The following is a 14,433-nucleotide window of genomic DNA, read 5'->3' as shown; positions in this document are numbered from 1 at the left end:
CACTCCACGGCTGAAATGCGGCGCAAATGCTACCACAGCACCAGCTTGGGATTAAGCATTAAAAAAACAAAAAGCCAGTCAATTGACTGGCTTTCCATAGTATAGATCAGAGCACAAGTAACTTATTTGACTAAGGTTAAATGGCTACGACGCTTAGGCGGTTCATCCGTTGGTTCGGTAGGCTTGTCTTTTGTCTCAATGATAGACAAGGCCGATTCGGCTTCCTCTTCGACTAAGTACGCATCTTCAATATCGAAGACAGTCCCAGCGCCATTTTCACGAGCGTAAATGGCCACAATCGAAGCCATTGGCAATAATACCTGCTGAGGTACACCACCAAAACGCGCATTGAACTCCACAAATTCATTACCAATTTGCAAATTGCCCACTGCACCAGCCGCGATATTTAATACAATCTGGCCATCCTTCACATATTGCTGCGGTACTTGAGTGCCTTTGACAAAGGCATCAACCACAACGTGAGGTGTTAATTGGTTATCCATCAACCAATCGTAGTAAGCCCTGAGTAAATAAGGACGATTTGGAGTCAACGCTTTCATTACATACCCATGCGCATTTCGCGTTCAGCTTCAGTCAACGAAGCTTTAAAAGATTCACGCTCAAAAATACGTGTCATGTAAGCTTTGATGTCTTTTGCTACGCGGCTGTCTAACTCAATACCCAATACAGGCAAACGCCATAATAATGGGCCGAGGTAACAATCCGCTAAACCAAATTCTTCACTCATAAAGTAAGGCATTTCAGCAAATACTGGCGCGATTGACAGTAAACTTTCAGTCAGCTCTTTACGAGCAGCCTCTGCGCGGTCACCTTTACGAATACGTGCGACGAGTGAGTACCAATCAGTATCGATACGATGCATCATCAAGCGGCTTTGACCACGAGATACAGGGTAAACAGGCATCAAAGGTGGATGAGGGAAACGCTCATCCAAGTATTCCATAATGATACGTGACTCATAGAGTACGAGCTCACGGTCTAATAAAGTAGGTACTGAGTTATAAGGATTTACTTCGAGTAAATCCTCTGGCATTTCATTAGGGTCGACCTGTAAAACATCAACAGTAACCCCTTTCTCAGCTAACACGATACGGACTTGATGGCTATAAAGATCATCAGCACCTGAAAACAGTGTCATGACAGAGCGTTTGTTGGCAGCAACAGCCATTGATACCCTCCAGAGTCGAAATAAAACAAAAGTAAACGAGGGGCAAAGCCCCCCGTTTACACTATGCGGATACTATATTTTACCCGTTATTGGTGCCTAGTGTACATCTTTCCAATACTCTTTCTTCAAGAGGTAGGCCACAATAAAGAATATAAACAGGAATCCGAGCACCCACCAACCTAAAGCTTGACGCTCTAACTTAACAGGTTCAGCTGAATAAACTAAGAAACCAGTGATATCACGTACCGCTTGGTCATACTCTTCAGCATTTAACTTACCACCAGAAACCACAATTGTACCATCTTCTTGCTTAACAGGCGTGCCTTGCAGTTCTTCAAGAACATGTGGCATACCCACAGAAGGGAATACAGTGTTGTTTACGCCAAATGGGCGGCTTGGATCTTTGTAGAAGCCTTTGAGGTATGAATACACCCAATCTTCGCCACGAACCCGTGCGACTAAGGTTAAGTCTGGTGGTGTTGCACCGAACCACTTAGCCGCATCTTTATGTGGAATTGCGTTTTGCATCAGCTCACCGATTTTGGCATCGGTAAACATGTACTTGCTACGCATATCATCGGCAGAAATACCGAGATCATTCGCCACACGCTCATAGCGTTGATACTGAGTGCTGTGACAACCAGAGCAATAGTGTTGGAACATGTCCAGACCACGCTCTAAAGAAGCCTTATCATGCAGATCAACATTGGCTTTTTCTAAATGTACATTGTGTCCACTCGCGGCCATCGCCAGCGTCGGGATCAATGTAACTAATGCAATCAGTAATTTTTTCATTAGTGTGTCAACCTCGCTGGAACAGGCTTAGTTTTCTCATTTTTGCTGTATAACCACAGTAATAAGAAGTAGCCGAAATACGTCACAGTGAAGATACGTGCAACAATAGTCAGCTCTGGTGTTGCAGGTACAGCGCCTAAGTAACCTAAGACGATGAACGATACAGCGAACTGAGCGATATTCAACTTGTGCAGCGTGCTACGGTAGCGAATTGACTTCACTTTACAACGGTCTAACCAAGGCAATACGAACAGTACTGCAATCGACAGACCCATCATTACCACACCACCCAATTTATCGGGAACAGCACGTAAGATGGCGTAGAACGGAGTGAAGTACCATACAGGCGCAATATGCTCAGGTGTCTTCATTGGGTTAGCCGCTTCAAAGTTTGGCTTTTCAAGGAAGTAACCGCCGCCTTCTGGGATGAAGAACAGCACGTAACAGAACACGATCAGGAAGCCCGCAACACCCATAATGTCTTTAACTGTGTAGTATGGGTGGAATGGAATACCATCAACTGGCCAGCCATTCTCGTCTTTGTTCTTCTTGATTTCGATACCGTCTGGGTTGTTTGAACCCACTTCGTGCAGAGCGATTAAGTGTAAGAACACTAAAACCACTAACACTAATGGCAGTGCGATAACGTGCAGAGCAAAGAAACGGTTCAGTGTGGCGCCAGAGATCACGTAGTCACCACGGATCCATAGAGTTAAGTCATCACCGATAACAGGGATAGCACCGAACAGAGAAATAATTACCTGCGCACCCCAGTAAGACATTTGTCCCCATGGCAACAAGTAACCCATAAAGGCTTCAGCCATCAGCACGAGGAAAATCAACATACCGAATAGCCACAGCAGTTCTCTAGGCTTTTGATATGAACCGTAAATCAGACCACGGAACATATGTAAGTAGATCACCACAAAGAACGCAGACGCACCCGTTGAGTGCATATAACGCAATAACCAGCCGTACTCTACGTCACGCATGATGTATTCAACAGAGGCGAAAGCACCTTCTGCTGTGGGTACATAGTTCATCGTTAACCAGATACCCGTCAGTAATTGGTTAACCAATACCAACATCGCTAGCGAACCAAAAAAGTACCAAAAGTTAAAGTTAGTTGGCGTAGCATACTGACCCACATGGCGATTATACGTCGCCGTCATTGGGATCCGAGCATCAATCCAATTAATTAAATTCTTAACCATTACGCCACTCCTTTATCTACACCGATGATAACAGTGCCATCATCAACATATTGATGTGGAGGGATAACTAGGTTCAATGGAGCTGGAACGCCTTGGAACACGCGGCCCGCCATATCGAACTTAGAACCATGACATGGGCAGAAGAAACCAGAAGTCACACCTTGAACTTGCTCAGCAAATGAATCTGGCAAATAAGTGGGTGAACATCCTAGGTGGGTACAAATACCGACAGCAATAAAATACTCTGGCTTGATTGAGCGCAGAGGATTTGTTGCATATTCAGGCTGCTGCATTTCAGCAGACGCTGGATCTCTTAACTTATCGTCGTGTGTTGGCAGTTCATTGATCACAGCTTCAGTGCGACGAACAACCCATACAGGTTTTCCTCGCCATTCAACACGGATCAGCTGACCTGGCTCTACTTTACTGATATTTACTTCGACCGGTGCACCTGCAGCTTTCGCTTTGGCACTCGGATTCCATGACTTGATGAAAGGAACCGCTACAGCGACGGCACCAGCACCACCTACTACGGCGGTTGCGGCTGTCAGGAATCTGCGACGTCCGGTATCGACTGGCGCATTGCTCATCCACTTATCTCCCAGAGGGTGTTGGAATTTTTATATTTCAAAGACTTTTTGCCTCTTAGTTATCACCATGGGCAAAAATCGAAGTTTGAAGCGGGGCTCATTATAGCTAAAAATTAGAAGCAGATCATAGTGAAAACACGCAAGTAAGTTAGGGAGATTGCGAGTTTTTTAAAAAAAGGGCAAAAAAAGTACAGCTGTTAAGCAATTTTAATCGTTTTGAACTGTTTTTTGAGCATATTGACTGTGTGATAGGCATAAACAATGCATTGCTAATGTAATTTTAGCGCTCACTTTGTCACTTACTGTTTTCATTTAGGATAAAAAAATGGGCCCCAGTGATTGGGGCCCATTCTGAACGATTTAGCATCGCTTATTTCTTAGTAGCACTACTCTTCATGTATTTGAAGAATTCGCTATCTGGCTCTAACACCATAACGTCTGAACTTCCGGAGAAGCTCGCACGATAAGCATCTAAACTACGCAAAAAGCTAAAAAATTCAGGATCTTTGTTATAAGCATCCGAATAAATTTTTGCAGCTAATGCATCACCTTCACCACGAATGGTTAAGGCTTTACGCTCTGCTTCCGCAATTTTAACTGTAACATTGGCATCAATCGTAGCGCGAATAATTTCAGATTGCTCTTTACCTTGAGCACGGTGCTCTTTAGCCACCGCTTGACGCTCAGCGCGCATACGTTGGTAAATACTGTTACTCACGTTTGCGGGTAGGTTGATCTGCTTAACACGCACGTCAACAACTTCAATACCTAAATCTTTAGCACTCTCAGCAGCATTCGCTAACGCGTTATTTTGTAACTCATCACGCTGCCCAGAAACGATCTCTTTGATCGTACGACGACCAAACTCGGTACGTAAATCATTGTTGATCTTACGTTGCAGCAAGGTCTCAGCATTCGATTTAATCCCCCCATTAGTAGAGAGGTAGTATTTTTCGAAATCAAAAATACGCCACTTCACATAGGAGTCGACCATTAAGTCTTTTTTCTCAGAGGTGACGAAACGATCTGCAGCACCATCTAAGGTTTGGATACGCGCATCAAGCAACTTCACTTTATCGATAACAGGCACTTTAAAGTGTAAACCTGGGCCGAAAACACGTGTTACTTGTTTGCCATCAACTTTATCTTTAACGATTTCGCCAAAGCGCGCCACAATCGCACGTTCGCCTTCGTTAACCACCATCACAGATGACAAACCAATGCCTAATATAACGGCGATCAGAACAATACTTAATCTACCCATGAATTACTCCCTCCCCTGGCGAGCACGTTCCTCGCGAGATGGGCGTTCACTCAAAGGCTCACCAATGCGTGTCGTTGAAATAGATGAAGAATTGACATTCTGTTGAGGTTTAGGCTCAACGTCTGGCATAGTCGCAGGCTTCTCTTTCATTAACTTGTCTAGTGGCAGATACATTAAATTGCCGTTGTTTTTAGCATCGATAATGACTTTGTTAGTGTCAGTCATCACCTGTTGCATTGCATCGAGATACAAACGCTTACGGGTCACTTCAGGTGCAGCTTGGTATTCAGGTAAGAGCAACTCGAAACGAGCCACTTTACCGCGCGCCTCTAAAATTTCACGTTCTTTATAAGCATTAGCTTGTTGCGCCATGCGCTCGACCTCACCACGTGCTTTCGGTTCAATCTCACGGGCATAGGCTTCAGCCTCACGAATAAAGCGTTGTTCGTCTTCTTGCGCTGAAATGGCATCGTCGAATGCATCTTTCACTTCTTCAGGCGGACGCGCTGGCAAGAAGTTAACGTCAACAATAGCCAAGCCCAACTTGTACGGCTCAAGAATGCGTTCTAATTCTTTCCAAGTATCGCGACGAATAGCATCACGGCCTGTGGTCAGAATATCGTCCATCTTGTTGTGACCAATGACATAGCGCAGCGCACTGTCAGTGGCTTCACGTAAACTGGCATTGGCATCTACCGCACTAAAAAGATAGGCATACGCATCAGAAATACGATATTGCACGTCTAGCTCAACCTTCACGACGTTTTCATCAGAAGTTAGCATGCTGCCAGATGATGGCACAGAGCGAACTGATTGCACGTCAACAGGATAAATTTCATCGATAAACGTTGGTTTCCAGTGAAGACCCGGTCCCACCTCACCATTATGTTGACCAAAACGCAACGCTACGCCACGTTCAGCTTCTTTAATGGTGTACAAACCCGAAAGTCCCCAAACAACAAAAGCGATGGCAAGAATGATGATTAAGCTAAAGGAACTAAAGTTTTGGCCAGAAGAGCCATTACCTTTGCCGCCAAAGCGTTTTGAAAGATTACGAAAAACCTCATCAAGGTCCGGTGGTCCTTTGTCGTTACCACCTTTATTTCCCCAAGGATCATTACCCTTGTTACCGGGCTCGTTCCAAGCCATTTAGCACTCCATAAGTGGATGAAATAAATTAGATTATTAACAAACAGCCTTTTCTATCGACGCATCGTAGATAAAGGTTTCTAACTCACCCTGACTCTGTTTAGCTAATCGGCGCCAATCGGCATCCGATAAACGAACAGACAAAATACAGTTCCCCAGATCGTCGTACTCTTTCTGCTGTATCGCATCCAGTCGATAAAACTGGCCAAGATAATGTCCAGCAGTTGCCGGAATCTTAAGTGTAAACTCATGAATAACTTCACCAATTAACTCAGTGATCGCCTTCAAGAGCAGATCAAACCCCAAACGCTTTTGTGCCGAAACCCAGACTCGTACAGGCTTACCGCGTTCATCATATTCGATACGCGGCGTAACATCTTCAAGCAAGTCAATTTTATTGCAAACAATCAATTGCATCACTTTATCAGCATCGATATCTTTAAGCACTGATTGCACTTGCTCAAAATTATCCGCCATATTTTCATCTGCACAATCAACAATATGCAGTAACAAATCTGCTTGACGCGTCTCTTGTAATGTTGCTTTAAATGCAGCAACGAGATCATGTGGCAAATGACGAATAAAACCTACAGTGTCCGCTAAAATTACGGCACCGTCGGGTAGATCTAACTTTCTCAATGTAGGGTCAAGAGTCGCAAATAGCTGGTCAGCTGCATAAACATCAGATGAGGTTAAGGCATTAAACAGCGTCGACTTGCCCGCGTTGGTATAACCCACTAATGAGACGGTTGGCATGTCACTACGCTTACGGGCGCGGCGACTCTGCTCACGTTGTTTATCAACACGCTCTAAGCGTTTGTTGATATTTTTAATGCGCCCCCGAAGCAAGCGCCTATCTGTTTCGAGCTGGGTTTCCCCTGGGCCACGTAAACCAATACCGCCCTTTTGGCGCTCAAGGTGAGTCCAACCACGCACTAGGCGAGTCGACATGTGGCGCAATTGCGCTAGCTCCACTTGCAGCTTACCTTCATGAGTCCGAGCTCTTTGGGCGAAAATATCTAAGATCAGTGATGTCCTGTCCAATACTCGGCACTGACATACCTGTTCAAGATTTCGCTCCTGAGCTGGACTCAAGGCGTGATTGAAAATAACCACATTAGCCTCGGTGGCTGCCACTAAGGCGGCTAACTCCTCGGCTTTACCAGAACCAATAAAAAACTTACGGTCTGGTGAGCGTCGACTTCCAGTAATGACCCCGACTGAGCGTGCTCCAGCTGATTCGACTAATAGCTGTAACTCCACTAAGTCTTCTCGGCGTTCCTCATCGGAAAAGTCGATATGGACAAGAACCGCTGTTTCTCCCGCCTCATAACGATCAAACAAGAAGCAAACTCCTTAACTAAACTTTATTCGCCACTTGGCATATCGTCTTGCGCGCCATAACCGCCCTGGGCATTTTGATGGCCAGCAACGTTAAATGGACGAGCAGGAACCACAGTAGAAATAGCGTGTTTGTAAACCATTTGGCTCACTGTGTTTTTCAACAGAATGACAAACTGATCAAACGACTCTACCTGTCCTTGGAGTTTAATGCCGTTTACCAAGTAAATAGATACAGGAACGCGCTCGCGGCGTAGTGCGTTCAAAAATGGGTCTTGTAAAGATTGCCCCTTAGCCATTTTATTATTTCCTTTTTAATTTATATAAAAATAAATCGATATCAGTGAAGTTTTTTGTTTAGTTTTAGTATTATACAGCAAGGGCTAATAAGCTAGCGGCATTGACGCATAAGTGTAACTAAATTCCCCTCAGCACCACTTTCCAGCCAATTCAACTCTGGCCAACTACGCAACCATGTTAATTGACGCTTAGCTAATTGCCTAGTAGCGGCAACGGCTTTTTCGACCATAGTATCATAGTCAAATTCACCATCGAGATATTGCCAACATTGTCGATATCCCACGCAACGCATTGAGGGTAAATCTAAATGCAAGTCACCTCTCGCTTTAAGCTGGACGACTTCATCAATAAAGCCTTGCTCTAACATTATGCGAAAACGCTGCCCGATTAACGCATGCAACACTTTACGCTCTCGCGGTGCAATGGCAAATTGCACCACATCATAGGGTAAAGGAGTCGACTTGGTCATTGTTAACTCAGTCAAACTCTTACCGCTTATTCTATAGACTTCTAACGCTCTTGAAAGCCTTTGTGGATCATTAGGATGAATTCTTTCTGCAGAGACGGGATCTATCTCCCTCAATTGCTCGTGCAGCGCTTCCCATCCGTTTATATCCGCCTCAGCTTGAATATCGGCGCGAATAGCCTCATCAGCACTGGGTAGCGGCGATAATCCCTCTAATAGAGCCTTAAAATACATCATGGTTCCGCCCACTAATAAAGGGGTCTTGCCCATGCTGATAATTTGTTCAATCTCGCGCAGCGCATCGGCTCTAAAATCGGCAGCCGAATAACTTTCACTCGGATCGCGAATATCAATCAAACGATGCGGACCTCGCACTAATTCCTCGGCAGAGGGCTTAGCACTGCCGATATCCATGCCGCGATAGATTAATGCTGAATCAACCGAGATAATTTCGCAATTATGCTTTTCGGCTAATTCGAGAGCTAAAGCCGTTTTTCCTGACGCCGTTGGCCCCATCAAAAAAACCACTTTAGGCTGTAATTCTTTATTCAATTGCTTGCTCTTCTAGCCACGATTGCCAAGGTAAGGATACTGCTTTACTGGCAATTTTCTGCCTTTTATCTTCCGTTAACTGACAATAAGCGGCCCAAATATCGGGTGCCGAGATAAATCCAGTTAGGCTTTGCTCTGCCAGCCATAACGCTAATGCATTGGGTGCTGGCGCTTCAAAACGTAGCGATTGTAACCACTCAGGAATGACCTTCGCTAACTGACAGTCCCTCAGATATGGGGGCACTTTTTTAATAATCAACTGCTGGTAACGAATTGTTAGCTCTAAACCAAGTTGACGGATAAGTGTTGCATGCTCTTCGAGTAACGCTGCCCAATCAGGATCAGCGGCGACCGATACTGGCATCAATAAAGGCTGCCCAATCAACCCTGTAGCCAGTTTTATTTCAATCTCATGGCTACGGACTGCTAATGCTGCAGACTCAATACGTAATAAACTTAATTTTGGCCCATCACTAAATACCCAAAATTGTCCATCTAGTATCGATGGCATAGGTAAAACAGCTTGATAAGCCTTGTCCTGTACGTTGTAAGATGGGGTCTGCAGTAATGCACCATAACTGGCAATCGCTGTCTTAGAAGGCAGCTCAGCTCTTGCACGGCTTTCTCCAGCCGAACTACTGCGTGACTCCCTAGGTACCTCCATGCTTCCATAGGCATTGCTCTGCACCATAGTCCCCGCCCGTACGGTGGCAATATCTCGAGCACGAGACTCACCAACAGGCGTATCGACTTGACTCCCTCGATAATTTTCAGGTTGAGGAGTATTAGTCCAAGCTAAGTTAGCTTTCGGAGATTGCAGCTCGAAGGCAGTATGTTCAGACTTGGGTTCTGAAACATCATCCTCCACTTGGGGCGAACCCAGCTCGAAAGGACGTTCAAAACTAAGCTCTCCGGCTTCTTCTAACGCCGATTGCAGTGCCTGCAAAATATAATCATGCACATAACGGCTTTGATGGAACCGCACTTCATGTTTTGCTGGATGCACGTTCACATCCACCTGATGAGGATCAATATCCAGCATCAGCACATAGCCGGGTTGTTCTACTTCGGCCTTTTGTGCAAATGCTTGACGTACCGCATGATTAACTAAACGATCGCGCACTAGACGGCCATTCACATAAAAGTAATGAGTATCGGTCTGCACGGTTGACCAAGGCGATTGCAGATAACCACTTAAACGTAAATCATCGTGTTGACATTCGATTCTAAGTGCTTGATCGGCAAACGGCCGGCCCGCAACCTGGGTCAGTCGTTGTAAATATTGTGACTCATTCATCGCCGGGCGATAATTGCGCACGGTTTTACCATTGTGTGTCAGGGTAAAATGGATATCCCCCCGCACCAAAGCAATTCGCTTTAACCATTCATCAATATGGGTAAATTCGGTTTTGTCACTTTTTAAAAAGCGTCGACGCGCCGGAGTATTAAAAAATAGATCAACGACTTCAATGGTTGAACCCACCGGATGCGCCGCAGGCATGACTTTAACAGCCATATCGACGCCTTCAGCGTAAGCTTGCCACGCTTCGGTTTGCTCAGCAGTGCGCGACGTTAAGGTTAAACGGGAGACGGAGCTGATACTTGCTAAAGCCTCACCGCGAAAGCCAAAGCTGAGGATAGCTTCAAGATCGTCGAGGGAATGCAGTTTCGAGGTGGCATGGCGCGACAACGCCAAGGCTAATTCATCCTTTGGGATCCCCGAACCATTGTCACGGATCTTAATCAGCTTACTGCCGCCCTTATCGATTTCGATATCGATACGGGTTGCGCCAGCATCTAAGCTGTTCTCAACGAGTTCTTTCACCACTGAGGCCGGTCTTTCGACAACTTCGCCAGCGGCGATTTGGTTCGCCAATTGCGGCGGAAGGATCTGGATCCCCATAGACTTCATCCTATTTAGCTCTCAGGAATCACGAGTGTCTGCCCAAGCTGTACCACATCAGTCTTCATGCCATTAGCACGTATAATGCTAGCCATCGGGACTTTATAGCGCTGGGCAATAGCAGAAAGCGACTCTCCCCGACTCACCTTATGCTTAATATTTCCCGCAGATTTTGTACTTGATGGCGCCGTTGAACTTCCATGATTGCGCTTGGCCAATAAGGTATCAGCCGGTGGGTTGTTTTGGAAATAACGATTAACGCCCTTGTAAATCGCAGTGGCAATACTCTCTTGATGACGGTTGCTGCTCAGCAAACGTTCTTCTTTCGGATTCGAGATAAAGCCCGTTTCCACCAAGATTGACGGAATATCAGGAGACTTTAACACTGCAAAACTGGCTGATTCAGGACGATTCTTATGCAGCTCCGTCACTGCACCTAAATCTTTTAAAATATCCCCAGCAACCGAGTGACCAATGGCCATAGAGCTGTTCATAGACATGTCGAGTAAGGTCATAGCAAGATACTGTTCATTATCAGTATTTTGAATAATTTCCCCAGCACCACCCAGCAACTCTGAGTGTTTCTCTTTTTGTTCTAACCAACGACCAATTTCACTGTTTGCACGGCGCATCGACAATACCCACACAGATGCACCTCGTGGATTGGGTGATGTAAAAGCATCCGCATGAATAGAGATCAGCAAATCTGCTTTACTGTTACGAGCAAGTTCAGAGCGTTTATTCAAATTCACAAAGTAATCACCAGTGCGGATCATCACTGCACGCATTCCAGGTGTGTCGTTAATTTTGCTCGATAACCGTTTTGCAATTTCGAACACGACTTTTTTCTCATAGAGACCGGATGGTCCAATCGAGCCGGGATCATCACCACCATGCCCAGCATCAATCGCGATAACAATATCGCGGGAAGATGGCACACTTTGATTAACGGATTTTTTAACTGAAGTTGAACTCGTGACTGACGGCGAAGCCGTCACAGTTTTATCCTCTAGGTCAACCACAAGCCGATTACCATAAGGGGCCGTCACGGGTAACGAAAATAAGTTCGTATTTAAGGGTTTAACTAAATCAATAACCAGACGTAAATCGCCTTTCGTCGGAGATTTGCTGACTCGTATGCCTTTGACTAACTTACTGTTGTTATCGATATTTTTCAGGCTCAGTTTAGTTGATGCCTTTTTTAGATCGACCACTAAACGATGAGGACCATCGAGGGAAAAATAACTGTAATTGGGCACCTCACTCAAATCGAACACAATTCGTGTCGACTCGGGTGCTGCCCAAATACGCACACCTTCGAGCTGGTTGGCCGCGTGGGCTGCAACAGCAAAAAACGCGCATAAAAAAAGAATAATTCTTTGAAAGTAATACTTATTTTTAGTCATCTTTGTTTTTATTTTATCGCGGCTAATAGCGTTTTACCTGATTCGGTTAAGGCTCGAATATGGATTTCACGTCCTTGGTTAAAATATTTTAAATGTAGGTGGATATCAGCATCGGGTAACAACCCTTCACCTTTGTCAGGCCATTCTACGATACAGAGGCTGCTCTGGGTAAAGTAATCACGGATCCCCATAAACTCTAACTCTTCGGGATCGTTTAAACGATACAAATCAAAATGATAAACTTCGACACCGTCGAGCTCATAAGGTTCAACTAAAGTGTAAGTTGGGCTTTTGACTGCACCTTTATGTCCTAATCCTTGAATCAAACCGCGGCTCAGAGTGGTTTTACCCGCCCCCAAATCCCCCGTTAAATACAGAGTCAAAGGCGCTTGAATATGGCGAGCCAATTTTTGCCCAACCGCAATAGTCTCGTCTTCATTATGTAATTGAAAGGTTAACTCTGTCTCTGTCATGTCCGCTTATATCACTGCCGTTATCGATTATGGAGGCAATTTAAGCGCGGCAGTCCACACGCGCTTAAATTTTACAGCGCCTAGAGTAAATCACTATTTACTAATTGGCGAATAAAAGGCATCAAATCGCTGGCTAACATGCCACGTTCACCTTGAACCGCAGCAAGATCCGCCGCGCAACCATGAACGACAACGCCAACAACTGTCGCCTGCATATTATCCATACCTTGAGCCATAAGGGCGCCTATAATACCAGATAACACATCACCGCACCCACCACTCGCAAGACCTGGATTACCAACTGGCGCCACGACCATCTGTTTTCCATCAAAAATGATGGTTCCAGCCCCTTTAAGCAGCACAACTCCACCGTATTTTTGCTGCAAAGCACGCACGGCTGCGAATCGATCATGCTCAATATCAGCGACACTGCATCCCAACAGTCGTGCGGCCTCTCCCGGATGGGGCGTGAGTACCCAGTTAGTTTGCCTGCGCGGTTCTTGACTGAGTAAATTCAATGCATCGGCATCGAGAACACAGGGTTTATCGCTTAACCCCGCGGCTTTAAACAAGTTATAACCCCAATCGTGTTTACCTAACCCCGGGCCAAGCACAACCACCTGTGCCCAACCAAGGCGCAGATACACCTCCATATCGACTAGCTCACAACCCCAAAACATTAACTCAGGTCGAGATACATTTACCGTAAGTTGGTGCTCAGGCCGACTGATCACTGTGACTAATCCAGCCCCCGCACGCAAACAAGCTTCACTGGCAAGCCGAATCGCCCCAGCCATGCCAAAGTCACCACCAATCAGGGTAACTTTACCCGATTGACCTTTGTGGCTATCCCTTGCTCTGGCGGCAAAATAGCTTTTTAGGATTTCACCACCCACTCGAGTCGCGCTTTCACCATTAAAAAAAGGAGTTAATCCCAAATCGGCAAAAGCAAGATGACCGCAGTGATGTCTTGCCTTACTGGTGAGTAGGCCTTGTTTTAAACCGCCAAAGCATAAAGTCGCATCCGCCATCACTGCGACTTGAGCGACAACACCGGTATCGGCCAAGATCCCCGAGGGGAGATCCAAACTAAGCACCCAAGCATTACTCTGATTAATGGCATGGATAAGCGCTGCAACCTGTTCTCGCACCGCGCCCTGAACGCCAGTCCCCAGCAATCCGTCGATAAGGATTGGCGCCTGTAAGATCGCATCAATATTAGGAGAATCGACTATCCCACCTTGATTAAGGTAAGCAGAAAGCGCTTGTTCAAATTCTGGCGTACCCTTGGTCTTTAGTAAAAAAACGTGAACCTTATGTCCTGCTTCTAGAGCTAGTCGAGCACAAACGAGGGCATCGGCACCGTTATTACCATTACCTGCGAGTACCAATAATGGCATAGCCCCAAGCTTAGGCTGGCGCACTATCTGCTCTGTTAAATAGTTAAACGCTGCGCATCCAGCACGTTCAACTAATTGATACAACGTAGCTTCCCCTTCTGAAACTGCGAGCAGTTCAGCCGCTCGCACCTGCTCTTGCGTATAAAGCGCTGTGGGTAAACTCGATAAATCTTGTGCCATAGAGGATCTCCTGCGCGACAAAATAACAAAAGGGTGACTCATCTAATCGACCATCGCTATGGATGAACACTAAACAGTTAATGGTCAAATCAACTAATGAGATCAAGAAAGTAGCAAAAAGCTTCGAGAAAAGTTATGACGTAAATCAGATGCCATGCAAAAAGCAGTGAATATGGATAACACTTATCATCCAAAAACAACAAAGCCAGCA

The 14,433-nt window shown here is 45.6% G+C and carries 14 protein-coding genes; all 14 read right to left on the bottom strand.

Annotated elements, in window-relative coordinates:
• Positions 1–122: 122 nt before the first annotated feature.
• The 14 genes from L976_RS20955 to L976_RS20890 all read right to left on the bottom strand — a co-directional run bounded on the left by L976_RS20955 (position 123) and on the right by L976_RS20890 (position 14,222).
• Positions 123–560, bottom strand: coding sequence for a ClpXP protease specificity-enhancing factor (locus L976_RS20955; RefSeq protein WP_037414173.1), 438 nt, complete (start codon positions 558–560; stop codon positions 123–125).
• The gene (gene sspA, locus L976_RS20950; RefSeq protein ID WP_037414175.1) at positions 560–1,189 is read right to left on the bottom strand and encodes a stringent starvation protein SspA; all 630 of its coding nucleotides are present in this window, start codon (positions 1,187–1,189) and stop codon (positions 560–562) included. The genes L976_RS20955 and sspA overlap by 1 nt, the downstream gene beginning before the upstream one ends.
• 96 nt (positions 1,190–1,285) lie before the next feature.
• Positions 1,286–1,984, bottom strand: coding sequence for a cytochrome c1 (locus L976_RS20945; protein WP_037426994.1), 699 nt, complete (start codon positions 1,982–1,984; stop codon positions 1,286–1,288).
• On the bottom strand, positions 1,984–3,198 hold the full coding sequence (locus L976_RS20940; protein WP_011715793.1) for a cytochrome b: 1,215 nt from the start codon (positions 3,196–3,198) through the stop codon (positions 1,984–1,986). The genes L976_RS20945 and L976_RS20940 overlap by 1 nt, the downstream gene beginning before the upstream one ends.
• On the bottom strand, positions 3,198–3,788 hold the full coding sequence (gene petA, locus L976_RS20935) for a ubiquinol-cytochrome c reductase iron-sulfur subunit (protein WP_037414180.1): 591 nt from the start codon (positions 3,786–3,788) through the stop codon (positions 3,198–3,200). The genes L976_RS20940 and petA overlap by 1 nt, the downstream gene beginning before the upstream one ends.
• Before the next feature lie 370 nt (positions 3,789–4,158).
• On the bottom strand, positions 4,159–5,052 hold the full coding sequence (gene hflC, locus L976_RS20930) for a protease modulator HflC (RefSeq protein ID WP_037414182.1): 894 nt from the start codon (positions 5,050–5,052) through the stop codon (positions 4,159–4,161).
• Positions 5,053–5,055: 3 nt separating this feature from the next.
• On the bottom strand, positions 5,056–6,201 hold the full coding sequence (gene hflK, locus L976_RS20925; RefSeq protein WP_037414184.1) for an FtsH protease activity modulator HflK: 1,146 nt from the start codon (positions 6,199–6,201) through the stop codon (positions 5,056–5,058).
• A 36-nt stretch (positions 6,202–6,237) separates the two neighbouring features.
• The gene (gene hflX / locus L976_RS20920; protein WP_047539763.1) at positions 6,238–7,545 is read right to left on the bottom strand and encodes a ribosome rescue GTPase HflX; all 1,308 of its coding nucleotides are present in this window, start codon (positions 7,543–7,545) and stop codon (positions 6,238–6,240) included.
• A 23-nt stretch (positions 7,546–7,568) separates the two neighbouring features.
• Positions 7,569–7,841, bottom strand: coding sequence for an RNA chaperone Hfq (gene hfq / locus L976_RS20915; protein WP_011070934.1), 273 nt, complete (start codon positions 7,839–7,841; stop codon positions 7,569–7,571).
• A 92-nt stretch (positions 7,842–7,933) separates the two neighbouring features.
• The gene (gene miaA / locus L976_RS20910; protein WP_047539760.1) at positions 7,934–8,860 is read right to left on the bottom strand and encodes a tRNA (adenosine(37)-N6)-dimethylallyltransferase MiaA; all 927 of its coding nucleotides are present in this window, start codon (positions 8,858–8,860) and stop codon (positions 7,934–7,936) included.
• The gene (gene mutL, locus L976_RS20905) at positions 8,853–10,763 is read right to left on the bottom strand and encodes a DNA mismatch repair endonuclease MutL (protein ID WP_047539758.1); all 1,911 of its coding nucleotides are present in this window, start codon (positions 10,761–10,763) and stop codon (positions 8,853–8,855) included. Before mutL ends, miaA begins: the two co-directional genes overlap by 8 nt.
• Positions 10,764–10,777: 14 nt before the next feature.
• A complete protein-coding gene (locus tag L976_RS20900; RefSeq protein WP_047539756.1) occupies positions 10,778–12,169 on the bottom strand; it encodes an N-acetylmuramoyl-L-alanine amidase in 1,392 nt (463 codons plus the stop codon).
• Positions 12,170–12,177: 8 nt separating this feature from the next.
• Complete coding sequence (gene tsaE, locus L976_RS20895; RefSeq protein WP_037414194.1) at positions 12,178–12,642, bottom strand: tRNA (adenosine(37)-N6)-threonylcarbamoyltransferase complex ATPase subunit type 1 TsaE; 465 nt, start codon at positions 12,640–12,642, stop codon at positions 12,178–12,180.
• Between the two features lie 80 nt (positions 12,643–12,722).
• Positions 12,723–14,222, bottom strand: a complete 1,500-nt coding sequence (locus L976_RS20890; protein WP_047539754.1) for a bifunctional ADP-dependent NAD(P)H-hydrate dehydratase/NAD(P)H-hydrate epimerase — start codon at positions 14,220–14,222, stop codon at positions 12,723–12,725.
• Positions 14,223–14,433: the final 211 nt, after the last annotated feature.

The organism is Shewanella sp. ZOR0012 (assembly GCF_000798835.1).
GTDB classification, from domain to species: domain Bacteria; phylum Pseudomonadota; class Gammaproteobacteria; order Enterobacterales; family Shewanellaceae; genus Shewanella; species Shewanella xiamenensis.
This window is presented reverse-complemented; position numbering and strand designations above follow the sequence as displayed.